Source organism: Dryocola baronae (assembly GCF_051297175.1).
Classification (GTDB): domain Bacteria; phylum Pseudomonadota; class Gammaproteobacteria; order Enterobacterales; family Enterobacteriaceae; genus Dryocola.
Genome location: NZ_JBINNY010000001.1, coordinates 4307756 through 4328219, shown reverse-complemented (window position 1 = coordinate 4328219; position 20464 = coordinate 4307756). Strand labels below are relative to the sequence as shown.

General features: G+C 55.8%; 20 protein-coding genes. 12 read left to right on the top strand and 8 right to left on the bottom strand.

Annotated features, from left to right (window positions below; translation table 11 throughout):
• Window positions 1–17: 17 nt before the first annotated feature.
• Together ACSPHG_RS20420 and ACSPHG_RS20415 are read right to left on the bottom strand one after the other, a co-directional pair.
• Window positions 18–566: a glycoside hydrolase family 108 protein gene (locus tag ACSPHG_RS20420; protein ID WP_435955311.1), complete on the bottom strand. Its 549-nt coding sequence runs from the start codon at window positions 564–566 to the stop codon at window positions 18–20.
• A 22-nt stretch (window positions 567–588) separates the two neighbouring features.
• On the bottom strand, window positions 589–1035 hold the full coding sequence (locus ACSPHG_RS20415; protein WP_435955310.1) for a winged helix-turn-helix domain-containing protein: 447 nt from the start codon (window positions 1033–1035) through the stop codon (window positions 589–591).
• Window positions 1036–1446: 411 nt separating this feature from the next.
• Between ACSPHG_RS20415 and ACSPHG_RS20410 the strand changes: the two genes are divergently transcribed.
• The 3 genes from ACSPHG_RS20410 (at window position 1447) to nhaR (ending at window position 5913) form a co-directional block, all read left to right on the top strand.
• The gene (locus ACSPHG_RS20410; RefSeq protein WP_435955309.1) at window positions 1447–3516 is read left to right on the top strand and encodes a glycoside hydrolase family 18 protein; all 2070 of its coding nucleotides are present in this window, start codon (window positions 1447–1449) and stop codon (window positions 3514–3516) included.
• Window positions 3517–3776: 260 nt separating this feature from the next.
• On the top strand, window positions 3777–4955 hold the full coding sequence (gene nhaA / locus ACSPHG_RS20405) for a Na+/H+ antiporter NhaA (protein WP_435955308.1): 1179 nt from the start codon (window positions 3777–3779) through the stop codon (window positions 4953–4955).
• Between the two features lie 64 nt (window positions 4956–5019).
• Window positions 5020–5913, top strand: a complete 894-nt coding sequence (nhaR, locus tag ACSPHG_RS20400; RefSeq protein WP_435955307.1) for a transcriptional activator NhaR — start codon at window positions 5020–5022, stop codon at window positions 5911–5913.
• A 61-nt stretch (window positions 5914–5974) separates the two neighbouring features.
• On the opposite strand, the gene rpsT is transcribed toward nhaR, so the two are convergent.
• The gene (gene rpsT / locus ACSPHG_RS20395; protein WP_039897887.1) at window positions 5975–6238 is read right to left on the bottom strand and encodes a 30S ribosomal protein S20; all 264 of its coding nucleotides are present in this window, start codon (window positions 6236–6238) and stop codon (window positions 5975–5977) included.
• 327 nt (window positions 6239–6565) lie between these two features.
• Between rpsT and ribF the strand changes: the two genes are divergently transcribed.
• The 8 genes from ribF to ACSPHG_RS20355 all read left to right on the top strand — a co-directional run bounded on the left by ribF (window position 6566) and on the right by ACSPHG_RS20355 (window position 14695).
• On the top strand, window positions 6566–7498 hold the full coding sequence (ribF, locus tag ACSPHG_RS20390) for a bifunctional riboflavin kinase/FAD synthetase (RefSeq protein WP_435955306.1): 933 nt from the start codon (window positions 6566–6568) through the stop codon (window positions 7496–7498).
• Window positions 7499–7538: 40 nt separating this feature from the next.
• Complete coding sequence (gene ileS, locus ACSPHG_RS20385) at window positions 7539–10355, top strand: isoleucine--tRNA ligase (RefSeq protein ID WP_435955304.1); 2817 nt, start codon at window positions 7539–7541, stop codon at window positions 10353–10355.
• Window positions 10355–10861 carry a signal peptidase II gene (lspA, locus tag ACSPHG_RS20380; protein ID WP_435955303.1) on the top strand — a complete coding sequence of 169 codons (507 nt, stop codon included), beginning with the start codon at window positions 10355–10357 and terminating at the stop codon, window positions 10859–10861. The genes ileS and lspA overlap by 1 nt, the downstream gene beginning before the upstream one ends.
• 3 nt (window positions 10862–10864) lie before the next feature.
• Window positions 10865–11335, top strand: a complete 471-nt coding sequence (gene fkpB / locus ACSPHG_RS20375; RefSeq protein WP_435955302.1) for an FKBP-type peptidyl-prolyl cis-trans isomerase — start codon at window positions 10865–10867, stop codon at window positions 11333–11335.
• On the top strand, window positions 11316–12266 hold the full coding sequence (ispH, locus tag ACSPHG_RS20370) for a 4-hydroxy-3-methylbut-2-enyl diphosphate reductase (protein ID WP_435955300.1): 951 nt from the start codon (window positions 11316–11318) through the stop codon (window positions 12264–12266). Before fkpB ends, ispH begins: the two co-directional genes overlap by 20 nt.
• A gap of 71 nt (window positions 12267–12337) precedes the next feature.
• Entirely contained in the window at window positions 12338–13255 is a 918-nt protein-coding gene (gene rihC / locus ACSPHG_RS20365) for a ribonucleoside hydrolase RihC (protein ID WP_435955299.1), read from the top strand.
• A 101-nt stretch (window positions 13256–13356) separates the two neighbouring features.
• The gene (locus tag ACSPHG_RS20360) at window positions 13357–13920 is read left to right on the top strand and encodes a glucose-6-phosphate isomerase family protein (protein WP_435955298.1); all 564 of its coding nucleotides are present in this window, start codon (window positions 13357–13359) and stop codon (window positions 13918–13920) included.
• Window positions 13913–14695 (top strand): glucose-6-phosphate isomerase family protein, encoded by a 783-nt coding sequence (locus ACSPHG_RS20355; protein WP_435955297.1) that lies wholly within the window; start codon window positions 13913–13915, stop codon window positions 14693–14695. The genes ACSPHG_RS20360 and ACSPHG_RS20355 overlap by 8 nt, the downstream gene beginning before the upstream one ends.
• Before the next feature lie 247 nt (window positions 14696–14942).
• On the opposite strand, the gene ACSPHG_RS20350 is transcribed toward ACSPHG_RS20355, so the two are convergent.
• The 5 genes from ACSPHG_RS20350 to ACSPHG_RS20330 are packed head-to-tail and all read right to left on the bottom strand — an operon-like array spanning window position 14943 to window position 19246.
• Window positions 14943–15758 (bottom strand): PTS system mannose/fructose/sorbose family transporter subunit IID, encoded by an 816-nt coding sequence (locus tag ACSPHG_RS20350; protein WP_435955296.1) that lies wholly within the window; start codon window positions 15756–15758, stop codon window positions 14943–14945.
• Window positions 15758–16552 carry a PTS mannose/fructose/sorbose/N-acetylgalactosamine transporter subunit IIC gene (locus ACSPHG_RS20345; RefSeq protein WP_435955295.1) on the bottom strand — a complete coding sequence of 265 codons (795 nt, stop codon included), beginning with the start codon at window positions 16550–16552 and terminating at the stop codon, window positions 15758–15760. The genes ACSPHG_RS20350 and ACSPHG_RS20345 overlap by 1 nt, the downstream gene beginning before the upstream one ends.
• An 11-nt stretch (window positions 16553–16563) precedes the next feature.
• Window positions 16564–17058 carry a PTS sugar transporter subunit IIB gene (locus tag ACSPHG_RS20340; RefSeq protein ID WP_435955294.1) on the bottom strand — a complete coding sequence of 165 codons (495 nt, stop codon included), beginning with the start codon at window positions 17056–17058 and terminating at the stop codon, window positions 16564–16566.
• A gap of 9 nt (window positions 17059–17067) precedes the next feature.
• Window positions 17068–17496 carry a PTS sugar transporter subunit IIA gene (locus ACSPHG_RS20335; RefSeq protein ID WP_435955293.1) on the bottom strand — a complete coding sequence of 143 codons (429 nt, stop codon included), beginning with the start codon at window positions 17494–17496 and terminating at the stop codon, window positions 17068–17070.
• 4 nt (window positions 17497–17500) lie between these two features.
• A complete protein-coding gene (locus ACSPHG_RS20330) occupies window positions 17501–19246 on the bottom strand; it encodes a class I mannose-6-phosphate isomerase (protein WP_435955292.1) in 1746 nt (581 codons plus the stop codon).
• 197 nt (window positions 19247–19443) lie between these two features.
• On the opposite strand from ACSPHG_RS20330, the gene ACSPHG_RS20325 reads away from it, so the two are divergent.
• Entirely contained in the window at window positions 19444–20451 is a 1008-nt protein-coding gene (locus ACSPHG_RS20325) for a LacI family DNA-binding transcriptional regulator (RefSeq protein ID WP_435955291.1), read from the top strand.
• Window positions 20452–20464 lie beyond the last annotated feature (13 nt).

Genomic DNA, 20464 nt, shown 5'->3' with positions numbered 1-20464 from the left:
TCCCGTTAACGATTTGCCTAGCGAGCTTCAATCGTTACTCTTTCTTTTAACCAGCCGTAAATGAACTCTTCGTTGGCCTCTCTTTTTTCAGTTATCGAAAGATAATAGTGCCCCTGGCTACAGTTAATTGCCTTTAACAGCACCTCTTCACCTTCCTTTCCTCTCCAGGATAAAAACGCCTGCAGGGCCTGCATTGTTTTTTGCCCCAGCGCACCGTCAACGGTGATATCAGCATATTTCTTTTGGCATTTATTAAATAGATTTAGCCACTGCTGAAGCCAGCGACCAGGATAAGCGGGGCCGATGTTAACTCCGGCATCGCACAGTTTAAACGCTAGCGGTAAAGACAGCTGCGCAAGTTTATCAAACCCAGGCTTAATCCAGTAATCCTGTTCGATGATGCTATAGGCTTCATCGCGGGTCAGCTCGCGCATGTCACCCTTGAAACCGTGGGCGCGCGCCGTTGATTCAGTGATGCCCCAATGCGTTGCTCCACCTTTATCAGCTGGATTATTTACGTAGCCACCTTCAAGCGTGAGGATGCCGTCAATCACGGGATTGTTCATTTTTTTAACCTTAATTGAGAGTTTAGAAATAAGTAATATCGACAATGCTAAACAGAGAAATAATCGTCGTGATCAGTGTGACAATAAAGGCCACCTGCCAGCGGTTAATATTGAATTTCGTTTTCTGTTCGTCTTCGATGCAATCGATGCTGATGCTGTCGTTAACCTTAATACCCTGCCTTGGGATGGTGACGAACAGATCGTTAATGCCCAATGACTTTAAGTCACGGCGAATAAGATAAAGAATCTGTGTGAGGTTTGCATCGCTAACAAACTGTCCGCGATTGCCCCACAGTTCGGTCGTAAGCTGGCTTTTTTCGATAATGCCATTTTTAGCGTGCGATATTATGTAGCTTAAGCAGCGTGAACGCATGGATGTCATTTTAACGACGCAAGAGTTATCCGCTTTCTTCAGCTCATTCTTATCTTCGTTATACACACAGTTTTGATTAATAAGATACCTATTCATTTTTATTCCTGATTGTTTTTCATGTTGACCGGAATTGGCCAGCGAGTGAGTGAATATTAAGAATGAGGATGAAAAGGATCCACAGCGAAACAAAATTAGCCGCTAATCTTTTGTCCTATAAATGATCTGGCTCACAAATTTCGCACCTAATTAAACTGGACTTAATTTGCGGTTAAATTGGATTTAATTCATAAGGATTTTTCTAATCAAAATGGGTTATCTGTTACCTCATCTGGACGGATGCTGCCCGTTGATGGGCCTTTGAGCGCTATTTATATCCCTCAAATAATTCATTGAAACAGAAATGAGGTGATGTGAGTGGGAGTGATTGGTGAGGTGGCGGGATTAAGGACATGATGCTCCCCAGCAGCAAAGGGCTGCCCAATAAACTTTTAAATTAAGGTAAATATCATGAGTACTAGCAAGTTAATTAAAGGCGATGCCTACACAGAAATCAGCAACGCTGCAGACGGTTTTAACCCAGCGGTAGAAGTGCAGAAATATAGCTACACTTCAGCTCGCGTACAGAATCCCGTTTACAACAAATATAACGTAGCGGGTAAGCCAAAAGTGTTCGGTTATTTCACCGACTGGTCCCAGTACGACGGTCGTTTGCAGAATAACGATAATCCTGCTGGCCGTGGCCGCGGTTTCGACCTCGCGAAAGTATCCCCAACCGCCTATGACAAAATCATTTTTGGCTTCATTGGCATCGTCGGTGATAAAGGCGAAAAACAGGCGACTATCCAAACGGCAGCTGCCGAGTTCGGTAAAGTGACTTTTGAGCCAACATTCCTGGATTCATGGGGTGATTTCCAGTCCACCACCAACTGTAACGTTGATGCTGGCTGGGTTGATATTACTCCCGCAACGGTAACCCAGGCTCAGGCAAAAGGCCTGATCGGTGGCCTGCGCAATCTGCAGGCTGCGGCTAAACAGCAGGGTCATGAACTGGCGCTGTCTATGAGCATCGGCGGCTGGACCATGAGTAACGGCTTCCATAACATGTCTAAAGATGCTGCAAGCCGCACCATTTTTGCTAAAGGTGTCGCAAAACTGTTTAACCAGTTCCCAATGTTTAGCGAAGTCGACATCGACTGGGAATATCCAAACAACGCGGGTAACAACAACCCGTTTGGCCCGGAAGACGGCGCCAACTACGCGCTGCTGATTGCCGACCTCAAAAAAGAGCTGGCCGCCATTGGCCGCAGCGATGTGAAAATTTCTATCGCAAGCTCTGCGGTTGTAGATGTGCTGGGTCACTCCAACGTTAAAGCGCTGCTGGACGCAGGCCTGTACGCCATTAACGTAATGACCTATGACTTCTTCGGTACGCCTTGGGCTGAATCCCTGACTCACCACACTAACCTGAAAGCGCTGGTTAAAGATGGCTGGGGCATTGATTCCGTCGTGGATTACCTGATTGCTGAAGGCTTCCCGTCTGACCGCATTAACATCGGCTATGCTGCTTACTCACGTAACGCACGTAATGCTGAAATTGAAACGTTCTCTCCACTGAAAGGGACTTACTCAGCGGGCACCGGTACCACCACCGGCACCTTCGAGTCAGGCTCTACGGAATGGTATGACACCATCTATAACTACCTGGATCTGGAAAACCAGCGCGGCCGTAACGGCTTCAACGTTTATACCGACAAAGTTGCTGACGCTGACTACCTCTACAACCCAGAAAGCAAACTGTATATGTCCCTTGATACCCCACGTTCCGTGAAGGTAAAAGGCGAATATGCGGCAAGCCGTAACCTCGGCGGCCTGTTCACCTGGACTATCGATCAGGATAACGGCGTGCTGGTTAACGCCGCCCGTGAAGGTCTCGGCTGCCAGGTGATCGATCAGGTTGTCGATATGAAGCCATTCTATTTTGAAGGCATCAACATCACCGGCGACGAAGATCAGGAGCCAGCACCGGTTGTTAACCATGCGCCAGTTGCGCTTATCGAAATGAGCATCGTTGGGGGTTCTACCCTGCAGCTTTCAGGTAAAGGTTCAAGCGACGAAGATAAAGATGCGCTGACCTACAGCTGGGGCGTACCGGCGGCGATTACCGTTGCAGATAAAACTGCAGCAGTTATCGAGCTCACCGTTCCTGCGGTGGCTGAAAAGACGACTTACCAGTTCACCCTGTTCGTGCGCGACAGCAAGAATCTGCCGTCTTCACAGCAGCGTTTTGACGTAACGGTTATGCCTGCGCTTTCTACTGAAGTTGAACCGACTCCAGAGCCAACGCCGGAACCGACTCCAGAACCAACTCCAGAACCAACGCCGGATCCAGTTCCAGACACCGGTGCTTCTGAATTCCCGCAGTGGGATGTAAACACCGTCTACGGTCAGGATTGGGGCGTGTTTGAAACCGTTAGCTGGAAGGGTCACAACTACATTGTTAACTTCTGGAGCCAGGGCGACCAGCCGGATCTGAACTGCGGCCAGGCCAAGGCGTGGACCGATCTCGGCGCCTATTAATCTGCCATACGGTTAGCATTACGATTCAGCCCCGATTTTTATCGGGGCTTTTTGATTTTTTTTGACTCATTTCAAGCGATCTCTCACTAAGCTTTGTTCACGCCCGCCATCCCCGTTAATTCCGAGTTGTTTCATTGAATTGTTCGCAATTAACGATCATTAAAGCATAAATAATCTACTTTTTTCGATGTGTCGCGGGTGTTATTTTGGCGACCTGGCAGTGGCGTAACTGTTTCTGCTGCTTGAATTAGGATGAAAAAATGACGAAAACTCTACAACGTTTTTTCCATGGCGATGCCGCAAGCGGCATCATGCTGATCGTTGCCGCCGTAATGGCAATGGTATTAGCCAACCTCGGTTCTACCAGCGGGTTTTATCAGGCCTTTTTGGAAACGCCTGTCGAAGTGCGCATCGGTTCACTGGATATCAGTAAAAACCTGCTGCTGTGGGTAAACGACGCGCTGATGGCTGTCTTCTTTTTGATGATTGGCCTGGAGGTAAAACGTGAAATGGTTGAAGGATCGTTGGCCAGCCGTCGTCAGGCCGCTTTCCCAATGATTGCAGCCCTCGGTGGAATGGTTATCCCTGCGGCAATCTATTTGATCTTCAACTATCAGGACCCCATTACCCGTGAAGGCTGGGCGATTCCGGCCGCAACGGACATTGCGTTTGCGCTGGGTATTCTGGCGCTGTTGGGCAATCGCGTACCCGTTGCGTTAAAGGTCTTCCTGATGGCGCTTGCCATTATCGACGATCTTGGCGCAATCATTATCATCGCCCTGTTTTACACCAGCGATTTGTCGCTGCTGTCGCTTGCCGTTGCGGCAGGAGCCATTGCCGTGCTGATATTATTGAATGTCTGCAACATCCGCCGTACGGGTCTCTATATTATGGTGGGCGTGGTGCTGTGGACGGCGGTACTTAAATCGGGCGTTCACGCAACGCTTGCCGGGGTGATTATTGGTTTCCTTATCCCACTGAAAGAAAAAGAAGGGCGCTCACCCGCGCGCGAGCTTGAGCATATATTGCACCCGTGGGTAGCCTTTTTGATTCTGCCGCTGTTTGCGTTTGCTAACGCGGGCGTTTCTCTGACAGGCGTGACGCTGGAAGGGCTGACATCATTGCTGCCGATGGGGATAATTGCCGGGCTGTTTATCGGCAAGCCGCTGGGAATCGGCCTGTTCAGCCTCGCTGCTTTGAAACTGAAGCTGGCGAGCCTGCCGGAAGGCACAACGTTTAAAGATATTATGGCCGTGGGCGTGCTGTGCGGGATCGGGTTTACGATGTCGATCTTCATTGCATCACTTGCTTTCAGCGACGTTGACCCGGCGCTTATCGTCTGGGCGAAACTCGGCATCCTTCTCGGATCGTTGCTTTCCGCTGTGGTGGGGTACAGTATGCTAAGAAATCGATTTTCATCATCAGCTGGGCAAAACTAATTTTCACGCGGGCGGCGGGCAGCTGCCGCCCGTTAATGGACAATCATTCAGGGAGTGACGGCGCGTGTCGCACATCAATTACAATCATCTCTACTATTTCTGGCAGGTCTGTAAAGAAGGCTCGGTGGTCGGCGCTGCGGAAGCGCTGTATCTGACGCCGCAAACTATCACCGGCCAAATCAAAGCGCTGGAAGAACGTCTTGACGGCAAGCTATTCAAGCGAAAAGGGCGCGGGCTTGAGCCTTCGGAGCTGGGGCAGCTGGTTTTCCGCTATGCGGACCGCATGTTTACCCTCAGCCAGGAAATGCTCGATATCGTCAACTACCGCAAAGAATCCAGTCTGCTATTCGATGTCGGCATTGCCGATGCGCTTTCCAAGCGTCTGGTAAGCGGCGTGTTAGATGCCGCGGTTGTTGAAGATGAACAAATCCACCTGCGCTGCTTCGAGTCCACTCACGAAATGCTGCTCGAACAGCTCAGCCAGCATAAGTTGGATATGATCATCTCCGATTGCCCGATTGACTCAACCCAGCAGGAGGGGCTGTTCTCGGTCAAAATTGGCGAGTGTGGGATCAGCTTCTGGTGTCAGAACCCCCTGCCGGAGCTGCCGTTCCCGGCCTGTCTTGAAACGAGGCGTCTGCTGATTCCGGGCCGCCGCTCGATGCTCGGGCGCAAAATCCTCAACTGGATTAACACCCAAGGGCTAAAAGTTGAAATTCTGGGTGAGTTTGACGATGCCGCCCTGATGAAAGCCTTCGGAGCCGCGCATAACGCCATTTTCGTTGCGCCAACGCTCTACGGGCAGGACATTTACAGCGACGAAAATATTGTGGAAATTGGGCGGATTGAGAACGTGATGGAGGAGTATCACGCCATCTTTGCGGAACGCATGATTCAGCACCCGGCGGTGCAGCGCGTCTGTAAAAGGGATTACTCGGCGTTGTTCAAAGAGAGCTGAATTTCAGGCATAAAAAAACCGGCGTTAGCCGGTTTTTTTTAAGCTGACAACAGAAAGGCGATTAAGCCAGTTTGTTGATTTGCGCAGTAAGGTTAGCCTTATGACGCGCAGCTTTGTTTTTGTGGATCAGACCTTTGCTAGCCTGACGATCCACGATTGGTTGCATTTCGTTAAATGCTTTCTGTGCAGCAGCTTTGTCGCCAGTTTCAATCGCTGCGTATACTTTCTTGATGAAAGTACGCATCATAGAGCGACGGCTTGCGTTGTGCTTACGAGCCTTTTCAGACTGTACAGCACGTTTCTTAGCTGATTTGATATTAGCCAAGGTCCAACTCCCAAATATGATCTATGTGGACAATTCAAAGGCCGAGGAATATGCCCGGTTAGCCTTCTTTTGTCAATGGATTTGTGCAAATAAGCGCCGTTAAACTTCGGGCACCTCTTACGTTGTGATGGCGCGGATTCTACCAGCTTCACGACTGCGAATACAGCCTTTCGCTAACAAAATTCGTTCAATGGCGCGCTTTCTCATGGAAAGTTGCCGTCAGCATAATGAAATCCTTAAAGCTTTATGCCAAAGGGGTCAATCGTTGGTTAACGTTCATCGTGGTAGTTGATATAATCCGCCGATTTCCACTGTTTTGAGCCAGCCATGAAGCTGATACGCGGCATACATAATTTACGCCAGAGTCACCACGGGTGTGTCCTCACCATTGGTAATTTTGATGGCGTGCATCGAGGCCACAAGTCTCTGCTACAAGGCCTGTGTGCGGAAGGGCGTGCGCGCAATCTGCCCGTCATGGTCATGATATTCGAACCGCAGCCGCTCGAGCTTTTTGCCGCCGGTAAATCGCCAGCCCGCCTCACCAGGCTGCGCGAAAAGCTTCGTTACCTGGCCGAATGCGGCGTGGACTACGTGCTCTGCGTTCGGTTTGACCGCCGCTTCGCCGCGCTAACGGCGCAAAACTTTGTCAGCGATCTTCTGGTCGACCGCCTCGGGGTGAAATTCCTCGCGGTAGGGGATGATTTCCGCTTTGGCGCTGGTCGCCAGGGGGATTTCTTGTTATTACAGAAGGCTGGCCTGGAATACGGTTTTGACGTCACCAGCACGCAGACCTTTTGTGAAGGTGGCGTGCGCATCAGCAGTACTGCGGTGCGCCAGGCGCTGGCCGATGACGATCTTCAGCTAGCCGAAAGCCTGCTTGGACATCCGTTCATCATCTCAGGGCGCGTCGTGCACGGTGATGAACTGGGCCGCACCATAGGTTTCCCGACGGCGAACTTACCGCTGCGTCGTCAGGTTTCCCCGGTTAAAGGGGTTTATGCGGTAGAAGTAGCGGGCCTCGGCGATAAGTTGCTTCCTGGCGTCGCCAACATTGGCACCCGCCCAACGGTTGCGGGAATGCGCCAGCAGTTAGAAGTCCATTTACTGGACGTTGTAATGGACCTGTATGGGCGCCATATAGATGTAGTGCTGCGTAAAAAGATACGCAATGAACAGCGCTTTGCCTCGCTTGACGAACTTAAGGCGCAAATCGCAAAAGACGTGGTAACAGCCCGCGAGTTTTTCGGGTCAAACACCTGAGCAGACTTTCCTCAACACCGAATACGGAACCGAGAATCTAATGAGTGACTTTAAATCTACCCTGAACCTGCCGGAAACAGGGTTCCCGATGCGTGGCGATCTCGCCAAACGCGAACCGGGCATGCTGGCGCGCTGGAACGATGATGACCTGTACGGCATCATCCGTAATGCAAAAAAAGGCAAAAAATCCTTCATTCTGCATGATGGCCCTCCCTACGCGAACGGCAGCATTCACATTGGTCACTCGGTTAACAAGATTCTGAAAGACATTATCGTGAAGTCCAAAGGGCTTTCCGGTTTTGATTCCCCGTATGTGCCGGGCTGGGACTGTCACGGTCTGCCAATCGAGCTGAAGGTTGAGCAGCTGATCGGTAAGCCAGGCGAGAAAGTCACCGCAGCGGAATTCCGTGCGGAATGCCGCAAGTACGCGGCAGAGCAGGTTAACGGCCAGCGTGAAGACTTCATCCGTTTAGGCGTGCTGGGCGACTGGTCACGTCCTTACCTGACCATGGATTTCAACACCGAAGCGAACATCATCCGTGCGCTCGGCAAAATCATCGGCAACGGTCACCTGCATAAAGGTGCAAAACCGGTGCACTGGTGCGTCGACTGCCGTTCAGCGCTTGCTGAAGCGGAAGTTGAGTACTACGACAAAACCTCACCATCCATCTTCGTCAACTTCCAGGCCGTTGATGCCGATGCGGTGAAAGCGAAGTTTGGCGCAGAGCAGGTTAACGGCCCGGTTTCACTGGTCATCTGGACCACCACGCCGTGGACCCTGCCAGCTAACCGCGCGGTTTCCCTCAATGCGGAATTCGAATACGTGCTGGTGCAGGTTGAAGGCCAGGCGCTGATCGTGGCTAAAGATCTGCTCGAAAGCGTAATGAAGAACGCGGCAATCGCCGAGTGGACCGTTCTGGGCACCGCTAAGGGTGCCGATCTGGAACTGACGCGCTATAAGCATCCATTCTTAAACTTCGACGTTCCGGCGATCCTGGGCGACCACGTTACGCTGGAAGCGGGTACCGGCGCGGTGCATACCGCAGGCGGCCATGGCCCTGACGACTACGTGATCAGCCAGAAATACAATCTGGAAATCGCCAACCCGGTTGGCCCTGACGGCTGCTACCTGCCTGGCACCTACGAAGGTCTGGACGGCGTGCAGGTCTTCAAGGCGAATGATCTGATCGTCAATATCCTGCGTGATAAAGGCGCGCTGCTGCACGTTGAAAAACTGCTGCACAGCTACCCGCACTGCTGGCGTCACAAAACGCCGATCATCTTCCGCGCCACGCCGCAGTGGTTTATCAGCATGGATCAAAAAGGGCTGCGCGCGCAGTCTCTTAAAGAGATCAAAGACGTGCAGTGGATCCCTGACTGGGGTCAGGCGCGCATCGAATCCATGGTTGCTAACCGCCCGGACTGGTGTATCTCTCGTCAGCGTACCTGGGGCGTGCCAATGTCCCTGTTCGTCCATAAAGAGACGGAAGAACTGCACCCGCGCACGTTGGAACTGATGGAAGAAGTCGCCAAGCGCGTTGAACAAGACGGCATCCAGGCGTGGTGGGATCTCGACCCGCGCGACATCATGGGTGACGACGCCGACCTCTATACCAAAGTGCCAGACACCCTGGACGTATGGTTCGACTCCGGCTCAACCCATTCCTCCGTGGTAGACGTGCGCCCTGAATTCAACGGCCACGCGGCGGATATGTATCTTGAAGGTTCGGATCAGCATCGCGGCTGGTTCATGTCGTCGCTGATGATCTCCACCGCCATGAAGGGCAAAGCGCCGTACCGCCAGGTGCTGACCCACGGCTTCACCGTTGATGGACAGGGCCGCAAAATGTCCAAATCCATCGGCAACACGGTTTCTCCGCAGGACGTGATGAACAAGCTGGGCGCGGACATCCTGCGTCTGTGGGTAGCTTCTACCGATTACACCGGTGAAATGGCGGTTTCTGACGAAATCCTCAAGCGTGCGGCAGACTCTTATCGCCGTATCCGCAACACCGCGCGTTTCCTGCTGGCCAACCTGAACGGCTTCAATCCTGAAACCGACATGGTGAAACCAGAAGATATGGTTATCCTGGACCGCTGGGCGGTAGGCTGTGCGCAAGAAGCGCAGGCCGATATCCTGGCTTCCTACGAAAACTACGATTTCCACGAAGTGGTTCAGCGCCTGATGCGCTTCTGCTCCGTAGAAATGGGCTCGTTCTACCTCGACATCATCAAAGATCGCCAGTACACCGCGAAGGCCGACAGCGTGGCGCGCCGCAGCTGCCAGACCGCGCTGTTCCACATCGCAGAAGCGCTGGTTCGCTGGATGGCACCGATCATGTCCTTTACCGCGGATGAAATCTGGGCCTACCTGCCGGGCAAACGCGAGCAATACGTCTTTACCGGTGAATGGTACGAAGGCCTGTTCGGCCTGGCCGACAGCGAAGCGATGAACAACGACTACTGGGACACCCTGCTGACCGTACGTGGCGAAGTGAACAAAGTCATCGAGCAGGCTCGCGCTGACAAACGTGTAGGCGGTTCTCTGGAAGCGGCGGTCACGCTGTACGCCGATAACGAACTGGCGGCGAAGCTGAACAGCCTTGGCGAAGAATTACGATTTGTCCTGTTGACCTCCGAAGCCGAAGTTGCGGATTATGCGCAGGCAGGTGAAGACGCTCAGGCCAGCGAAATTCTCAAAGGTCTGAAAGTCGCTCTGCGTAAAGCCGACGGTGAGAAATGCCCGCGTTGCTGGCATTACACTACCGACGTTGGCAAGGTAGCGGAACACGCAGAAATTTGCGGCCGCTGTGTCAGCAACGTAGCCGGTGACGGCGAAAAGCGTAAATTTGCCTGATGAGTAAACCGATTCTTTCTACCGGCCTGCGCTGGCTGTGGCTGGTGGTCGTGGTGTTAATCGTCGATCTGGGCAGCAAATACCTAATCCTCCAGCATTTCATGCTGGGGGACACCGTATCCCTGTTCCCGTCGCTGAACCTGCACTACGCCCGTAACTATGGCGCTGCGTTTAGCTTCCTTGCTGATAAAGGCGGCTGGCAGCGCTGGTTCTTCGCGGGTATCGCTATCGGTATCTGCGTAGTGCTGGCGGTATTGATGTACCGCGCTAAAGCGAGCCAGAAGCTCAACAATATCGCCTATGCTTTAATTATCGGCGGGGCGCTTGGCAACCTGTTCGACAGGCTGTGGCACGGCTTTGTGGTCGACATGATCGACTTCTACGTCGGCGACTGGCACTTTGCCACCTTCAACCTGGCCGATACCGCAATCTGCATCGGCGCGGCGCTCATCGTGCTGGAGGGCTTCTTCGTCTCCTCCGACAAGCCTGCAAAGCAAAAAGGGTAACAAATGGCTGAGTCTATACAGGGTAACAGCAGGGTTCTGGTGCATTTCACGCTGAAGCTCGAAGATGGCTCCACCGCTGAGTCCACCCGCAATAACGGTAAACCGGCACTCTTCACGCTTGGCGACGAAACTCTGTCGCCGGGCATGGAAGACCAGCTCGTTGGCCTGAAGGCCGGGGACAAAAAGGCATTTTCTCTGGCACCGGAGTCCGCTTTTGGCATACCCAGCCCGGACATGATCCAGTATTTCTCGCGTCGCGAATTCGTTGACGCGGGCGAGCCGGAGCCGGGCGCGATCATGCTTTTCACCGCAATGGATGGCAGCGAGATGCCGGGTGTGGTGCGTGAAGTTAACGGCGATTCTATCACCGTTGACTTTAACCATCCGCTTGCCGGGCAAACCATTCATTTTGATATCGAAGTACTGGAAATTAACCCGGTACTGGAGGCGTTGAATGCAGATCCTGTTGGCTAACCCACGCGGCTTCTGCGCCGGGGTCGACCGCGCTATCAGCATTGTTGAAAACGCGCTGGCGATTTACGGCGCGCCGATTTATGTGCGTCACGAAGTGGTGCATAACCGCTACGTGGTCGACAGCCTGCGCGAACGCGGCGCGATTTTCATCGAGCAAATCAGCGAAGTGCCGGACGGCGCGATCCTGATTTTCTCCGCGCACGGGGTTTCCCAGGCAGTACGCAACGAAGCCAAAGGCCGTGACCTTACGGTGTTCGACGCAACCTGCCCGCTGGTGACCAAAGTGCATATGGAAGTCGCGCGCGCCAGCCGCCGTGGTGAAGAATCCATTCTGATTGGCCACGCGGGCCACCCGGAAGTGGAGGGCACCATGGGCCAGTACAACAACCCGAAAGGGGGCATGTACCTGGTCGAATCGCCGGAAGACGTCAGCAGGCTGACGGTGAAAGACGAGGCGCGCCTGTCATTCATGACGCAAACCACGCTCTCCGTTGATGACACTTCGGACGTGATTGACGCGCTGCGCCAACGCTTCCCGAAAATCATCGGCCCGCGCAAAGACGACATCTGCTACGCCACCACCAACCGCCAGGAAGCCGTGCGCGCGCTGGCTGACGAAGCGGACGTGGTGCTGGTGGTCGGCTCGAAGAACTCCTCCAACTCCAACCGTCTCGCCGAGCTTGCTCAGCGTATGGGGAAAGCCGCGTATCTGATTGATGATGCGACGGATATCCAGGAAGAGTGGGTGAAAGCGGCTGGCTGCGTTGGCGTCACCGCCGGGGCTTCCGCGCCGGACGTGCTGGTGCAGAACGTGCTGGCCCGCCTGCGTGAGCTGGGCGGCAGCGAAACCCGTGAGCTAACGGGGCGCGAAGAAAATATCGTTTTCGAAGTGCCGCGCGAGCTGCGTATGGATGTTCGTGAAGTAGAGTAACGCACGCCGCTTACGAAAATGAGAAGATGCCAGTCGGGTAAAACCGTCTGGCATTTTTTATGGAGAAAAGCATGAGCATCACCCCCATCATTCTGGACACCGATCCCGGCATCGACGACGCGGTCGCGATTGCCGCCGCGCTCTTCGCCCCGCAGCTTGATTTGAAGCTTATCACTACCGTTGCCGGGAACGTCTCGGTCGAAAAAACCACCCGCAACGCGCTGCAGCTGATGCACTTCTGGGGAAAAGACGTCCCGGTTGCTCAAGGCGCGGCCGCGCCGCTGGTGCGCAAGCTGCGCGATGCCGCCTACGTTCACGGCGAGTCGGGCATGGAAGGCTACGCTTTCGTTGAGCACCAGCGCAGGCCGCTGGAGCTGACCGCCTGCGAGGCTACCTATCAACGGCTTAACGCCAGCGCCGAGTCGATCACGCTTGTCACCATCGGGCCGCTGACCAATATCGCGCTGCTGTTAACGCAGCACCCGGCGTGTAAAAGTAAAATAAAACGGCTGGTGATGATGGGCGGATCTGCCGGGCGCGGGAACTTCACGCCGAACGCCGAATTTAACATCGCCATCGATCCGGAAGCCGCCGCGCGCGTATTTGAAAGCGGGCTGGAGATCGTGATGTGCGGGCTGGACGTCACCAATCAGGCGATGCTGAGCCCCGAATTTCTTGCCCAACTGCCGCATGTGAATCAGACCGGCAAAATGCTTCACGCCCTGTTTAGCCACTACCGCAGCGGGAGCATGGCGACCGGCCTGCGGATGCACGATCTGTGCGCCATTGCCTGGCTCGTTAAGCCAGAGCTTTTCAAAATGCAGCCATGCTTTGTGGCGGTTGAAACCCACGGCGAATACACCTCGGGCACGACGGTTGTCGACCTTGAAAATCGCTATCAGCGCCCGGCTAACGCGCAGGTTGCGCTTGGGCTTGATGTTCCCGGCTTCCAGGCCTGGGTTGCCGAAGTGCTGGCGCTTGCCCCCTGATAAAAACGCGATGCGGATCGACTTTCTCCGGTCCGGTTACTCGGTTAATCGATTAACCCGCTATACTTGTTATGCAGTTCTCCTTGGGCCGGAGACAATCTATGGCTATCTCTTTCAACATGCCGCCGAGCGTGGCATTCCTGGCCGGGCAATTTACGGCTGACGATATTATTAAGAAAACCACGCGCTGCGGCGATCTCAGCGGCGTCTTTCACGATCGCGCCGCCTGGCAGACGATCCCTCCCGATACTCCCGTCTATGAAGTCGAAATGCTGAGCTCGCCGCAGGGCGAAGGTGAGCTATTCGTCGGCACCACGCACCTGCAGCCGGGGCGCGTTGGCGACGAGTTTTACATGACACGCGGCCATTTCCATCAGCGTCGCGAGCAGGGCGAAGTCTACTTTGGGCTACGTGGAAGCGGCCTGCTGCTTCTGCAAAACGAAGCGAGAAAACCCTGGCTCGAAAAGGTATTCCCCGGCTCCGTTCACGTCATTCCCGGCTTTACCGCCCATCGCCTGATAAACACGGGAAGCGACGTTCTTTCCGCGCTCGCGGTATGGCCGAGCACGGCCGGGCATGACTACGCGGCGCTGGAGCGGGGGTTTGCGTTACGCGTTTTGGATCGGGAAGGGAAGATCTTTGCAAAGGAGGTGCAAAATGGCTGAACGACAGCTTGGTTTTGGCCTCGATATGCAGGTTCACCATCGGCCGATGGGATTTAGCTACGGCGAAGAGACGATCGGGCCGGTGCCGGAGATCCGCAGGCTCGATCAGATCCGCGCCTCGCTGCGCGATCCCCAGTGTGCCGGGCCGGAAGACGTGTACGCGATCGCCATGGACGTTGCTCGCCTGGCCGATCGCGAGGAGCTTAAAAAGCGCATGCTGCTGTTTGGCGTGGTGACCTACGCTTCCGGGCGGTTGGGCGACGAGCCGATCCGCAGCCAGGGGCACGTCCACCGCATCAGCGAGCACAGCGGCTGGTCGCCGCCGGAGCTGTACGAAATCTGGCAGGGCAGGGCCATCATCTATATGCAGGAACAGGTTGCTGACGATCCGGGGCGCTGCTTTGCCATATCTGCCGGGCCGGGGGAAAAGGTGCTGGTGCCGCCGGGCTGGGCGCACGCGACCATCTCCGCCTCACCGGACGAGCCGCTGACCTTCGGCGCATGGTGCGATCGGGAATATGGTTTTGAGTACGAAGCGGTGCGGGCCTACAAGGGGCTTGCGTGGTACCCCATTTTGCAGGATGAGAATATCGTCTGGCAGCATAACCGCCGCTATATGCCGGGGCGTTTGCAGGTGACTTCCCCGCGTCAGTACAGCGAGTTTGGCATTACTGAAGAGCCGCTTTATCAGCAGTTTATTGCCGACCCGGCTCGCTTTCAGTTCATTTCGAAGCCGGGAATGGCGGCGCAGAAGTGGGTGAATTTCCATCCATAAAACGATGACAAACGTAGGGCGGGAAAGGCGTAAGCCGCCACCCGCCGTTAATGCCGTGTTGGATGGCGCTAGCGCTTATCCAACCTACGAACGGCTACCGACAATGTTTCGTAGGGCGGGAAAGGCGTAAGCCGCCACCCGCCGTTAATGCCGTGTTGGATGGCGCTAGCGCTTGTCCAACCTACGAACGGCTACCGACAATGTTTCGTAGGTCGGGTAAGGCGAAGCCGCCACCCGACACAGGTTATTAAGCAAACAGCCCCACCGCCACGCCAGCCGCTGCCAGAACCAGCAGCATCAACATGGCTTTAACCGGCGACAGGCCGCGCTTCGCCATCAGATACCAGGTGCCAATCACCACCACCAGCGGTAGGAGCTGCGGGAAAATGCCGTCCAGCATCTGCTGCAGGTGAATGTTCACCCCGTCTTTGGTCACGAACTCCAGCCCGGTGCCAAGCTTCACATAGCTCGCCGCCACGCCGCCCATCACGAACACGCCGAGCAGCGACAGCGCCTCGCGCAGGCGGGTCGATTTGCTACTAACCAGCATCTCCACCGACGTGGAGCCCATGCGGTAGCCCTTCAAAAACAGGAACCACGAGCCGGGGACGATAATCGCCAGCCAGGCAACGCAGTAAAACAGCGGGCCGAGCACGTTGCCGCCCGCCGCCAGCGCCATACCGATGCTCAGCAAAATCGGGATCAGCATGCCGGGAATCATCGAATCGCCGATCCCGGCCACCGGCCCCATCAGGCCGACTTTTAGCGTGTTGATGGTTTCGCCGTCTATTGGCTCGCCGTTGGCGCGCTTCTCCTCAAGCCCCAGCACCATGCCGTTCACAATCGCCCCAAGCTGCGGTTCGGTGTTGTAAAACGAAGCGTGGCGCTTGAGCATCTCTTTGCGCTCCTGCGGGTCCGGATAGAGCTTTTTCGCCACCGGCAGCATGCTCAGGCAAAAGCCGAAGGACTCAAGGCGTTCAAAGCTCATGGAGGAGAGGTTGTACATCATCCAGCTACGCCAGCAGCGGCGTAAATCCTGGCGGGTCAGCTTACGTTCTTCCATTAGAATTCGTCCTCGTCATCAGCCGGCAGCGCCGCTTTTGCCGCCTGCGGCTCTGGCTTGTAGTTGTAATGGATAAGCGCGAGCAGGCTGCCTACGATCACCAGCGCCACCATGTTGAGCTTTAAGAACACGATGCAGATAAAGCCCACCAGGAAGTAAATCAGCATGCTGTAGTTTTTGATGATTTGCTTAAGCAGGATGGCAATACCCACGGCGGGCAGAATGCCGCCGAGCACGTTCATGGTCGCCAGCACGATGTGCGGCAGGCTGTCCATAAAGGCGTTGATGTACTGCGCGCCAAAATAGACGGCGATAAACGTCGGGATAAAGCGCATCAGGAAATTGGTGGCCTGCGGCCAGATGGCGCTGTTGAGATAGACGCCGCGCTCGTCGCCCTTCTCAAGCGCCACGTCCGCCCGGTGGTTCCACCAGGAGTTCAGCACCAGCATCGCGTTAAACAACACGGTGCCCGCGATGCCGATGGTCGCCGCCAGGGCAACGGCTACCTCCGGCCCTTTGTTGGATAAAATGCCCAGCGCGATGGCGGGGAAAGCGACAAAGTTCAGGTCAGCGGGCATTGAGCCACCGGGGGTTACCATCGCAATGTACACCGCCTGCACGGCGACGCCGATGATAATCCCGGTTTGCACATCGCCGAGAATAAAGCCTACCAGCATCCCTGAAACCAGCGGGCGGGTAATCAGATACCAGCCGCCGGTGAGCCCCAGCAGCCAGGGGCTGCTCAGCGCACCGAGGTAACAGAGGATGCCGATTAACGCAGCTTCAAAAGCCATAATGCACCTCGTTATTTGATTTTTTGACGGGCGTCCTGCCAGCTGTAGCCGCTCGCGTCCGGCACCAGACGAAAATCAATCTGGTGCCCGCGACCGGTGAGAAAATCAAAGGCCGCCGCTTCTTCCGGGCTGACCGACTGGTTTGGCCCGATGGTGGTGGTATTGGCGCGGGCGCTCATCGGCCCGACGTTGATTTTGCGATTGGCGTTTTGCAGGCTGATGCCCGCCTCTTCAATGCGCTTCAGGGTGACCGGCGATTTGCCGATCACGAAGTAGCGCTTTTCGCTGGCGATGATTTTCGGCAGCTTCTCGATGGCCGTGGCGGTATCAAACAGCCAGACCTTGATGTCCTGCACCGCGCCTTTCATCACCGAAGAGAGCAGCGGGTCGGCGGCAACCGCGTCGTCGATGGCGACGATACCGTCGCACGGCAGCTCTTTCGCCCAGCGGGTCACGAGCTGGCCGTGGATCACCCGGTCATCTATGCGTACAAATGAAATGCTCATCGTGCCCCCTTAGAAATCGTCGGACTGCGTGGTTTCCACAAGCCTGGCCTGCACCAGCGACTCGCGGCTGTGCGCCAGCAGCCGCGCGGCGGCCTGCTGTACGTCGTCCAGTTCGGTTAGCTCATCGGTGAGCAGCAGCATCGGAAAGTTGACGCCGCCGATCACCGCCATCGGCGGCGTGGTTTGCGGATCGAAAGCGTGGTGGCAGGCGACGTTCCACGGCGTGCCGCTTTGCAGGTCGCACAGCACCAGCACGCCATCGGCCTTCTTAGCCGCCTGCTTCAGCACGGCGGCAAACTCGTCGCGAAAGCTGTTGATGCCTTTGGTTTCGCTGAGCATTACCGGATGAACGTGCGGCAGCTCGCCGTAAACCATGCGCGCGCTGGCGATCATCGCCTCCGCGAGCGCGCCGTGTGTTGCCAGAATGATGTTGATCATATCGTTATCCTCTTACCCAGGCTTTCATGGTGGCGAGCTGCTGTCCGACGCCCGGCCCATGCGGTGAAATGCGGTATTCGCCTACTGCCGCAGGCACGATAAAGGTTTCGGCGTAGTGCACGACAAAAGGCTTAAAGGCGTTGCTCGGGCTTTCTACCAGCGCTTCGCTGCCCTCCACCAGATTAAGCACGTTTACGCCGCCGCGCGTGTGGTGGGTAACTGGTTTTGTGAACCAGTGGCGGCGGGTTTCAATAAACTCGCGTTCGTGCAGGCCGGTGCGCTCTTCCCGCCAGCCGTCTCCCTCGGCTATCGGCTCAACATGGTTAACCAGATGCTCCGTGACCCACCGGGTATCGCGCTGCCAGTCGATAACTTCTGCGCCGTGCGCCAGGTGCACCGGGCGCGGCAGGTCGTCGAGGCCCAGGCGGCCCCAGTCCCACAGCTTGAAGGTGAAGATGTAGGGCGTTGCGCTGATCTCCAGCACCATCGCGCCTGCGCCTGAGCAGTGCACCGTTCCCGCCGGGATCAGGAAGTGATCGTGCTTACGGGCCGGGAAGCGGTTAACGAATTTTTCATCATCAAACGCTTTTTCGCCGCGCTGGGCGCTCGCCAGATCGTCGAGCATTTCCTGCGGCGAGATGCCCGTTTTGGTGCCGAGATAGACTTCCGCTCCCGGCTCGGCCTCCAGCAGGTAATAGCTTTCGTCCTGGGTGTAGTGCATGCCGAAATGCTGCTGGATGTATTCAGTCAGCGGATGCACCTGGAAGCTAAGATTCTGCCCGCCGATGGTATCGAGGAAATCAAAACGGATCGGGAACTCCGCGCCAAAGCGCGCGTGAACCTTTTCGCCCAGCAGCGAGCGGGGGTGGAGCAGCACCAGATCCTGAGAGGGGATCTCGATCCGCACGTCACCAAAACGCAGTAACAGGCTGTTCTCCTCGGGCACACAGTCAAAACACCATGCGTAGTTTGGCTTCGAGGGATCGAGATCGAACTTGTCTTTCATCCATTGTCCGCCCCAGACGCCGGGGTCGAAGAACGGCACCACGCGGAACGGCCGCTGCGTGGTTTGTTGCAGGGCGTGGCGCAGTGCTTCGCCGCTGACCATCGCCGGGGCATCCGCGTTATTGGTATCCAGCAGGAAGTCGGCGCGCTTGAGCAGTGGGGTTTTATGGCGGTCGAACACGCGCCATTCGATGAAAAAGGCGCGCTTGTAGCGGCGCAGGATGTCTTCGCTTTCGTTATTTGCCCCCCAGTTGCCCAGCTCGCCGCTGCGGAAACGCTGCTGGATCTCCCAGCGCGCCAGATCGGCATAGATAAGCATATCGCCCTGATGCACCAGCGAAGCGCCGGGCCCGTAAACCACCACCAGGCCGCCCGCGTCGTCCACCTCTTGCCGCATCTGCGCAAGCGTTTCGTGGCAGAAAAATTCGCCAAGCTGATGGCAGGAAAGCACGCCGAACACGCGGTCGTCCGTCAGGTTTTGCGCCAGCAGATCGTGCAGATCCCCCTCGCTCAGGCGGGCGTATTCAGCGTTGATTGCCAGAGTAGGGTTGAGATGCGCGACCAGCTGTTCGTGCAGTTCTGCAAGGCGAACGCCGGGGTAGCAGTCGATGACAAGCACGGTTTTGCTTTTCCCGGCAAGCCTGCTGTGAAGGGCGTTTCTGATGGCATCCCAACCCTGCCGGGCATGGCTATCAAAACCCGAAACCCGTACTTCGGGATATTTATCGTATGCGGCGTGATTCATAAATGGCTCCCTGATGTCGATAGCCTAAGATTAATCGATTAACCTTTTTTGAACAGCGTGGTAAACGCGATTAACCCGCCACTTTTGGCAATCTTCGCCGGCTTTGGCGGTTATCTGTGACGGTATTCACAGGTGAAAATGCAAATTTTTGGTTATTCGATTAATCTGTCTGCATTGGCTTCGATTAAGGAAACAAAATGAGCACCGTTACACTCGCCCAGGTGGCGCAGCGCGCGTCCGTCTCCACGGCTACCGTCTCGATGGTGTTGCACAATCGCGGGCGCATCTCCGACGCCACGCGGCAGCGGGTACTCCAGGCGCTTGACGAGCTGGGCTACGTCTACAACCAGACCGCCGCCAACCTGCGTAACCGCACCAGCAACATGGTCGGGCTGCTGCTGCACGACATCACCAACCCGTTCTACGGCGAGATGACGGCCGGACTTAGCCAGGAGATGGAGCGCCACGATCTGCTGCTGTTTCTCGCCAACAGCGAAGAGTCCGGCGAGCGGCAGCAGAAGTTTGTTGATTCCCTGATGCGCAACAACGCCTGCGGCATGGTGCTTTGCGCCGCCCGCGAAACGCCGCCGCTGTTCTTTGAAACGCTCAAACGCCGCAACATTCCGGCGATAATGGTGGTGCGCCCGCTGGACGACGTGGATTTTGATTTTGTCGGCACGGATAACTTCCTCGGCACGCAGCTGGCGACGCAGCACCTGATCCGGCTGGGCCACCGAAACATCGCTTTTATCGGCGGCAGCGAAAACTCTATCAGCCGCGCGCAGCGCATCGGCGGCTACAGCAGCAGGCTGCTGGAAAACCGCATTCAGCCTAAAGGCGAGTGGGTAGTGGCCTGCGCCGCGAGCCAAAGCGACGGCGCGAGGGTGGCGGAGGCGCTGTTCCAGCGTTACCCGGAAATCACCGCTGCGGTTTGTTATCAGGACATTGTGGCGCTGGGCGTTATGCAGACTTTACGCAGAATGGGCCGCACGCCGGGGCAGGACTTTGCGCTGGTGGGGTTCGACGATATTACCGAGGCCGCGCTGGTGCAGCCCGCCCTGACGACGGTTTCCGTCGCCGCCAAGGAGATTGGCCGCAAGGCGGGGGAGCTGCTGTTTAGTCGCATTCAGGGCAACGACGAGCCGCCAAAGCGCATTATCCTTCCGCCTACGCTGGTGGTGCGTGAATCATGCGGGTTTAAGTAAGGCCTACATTTAT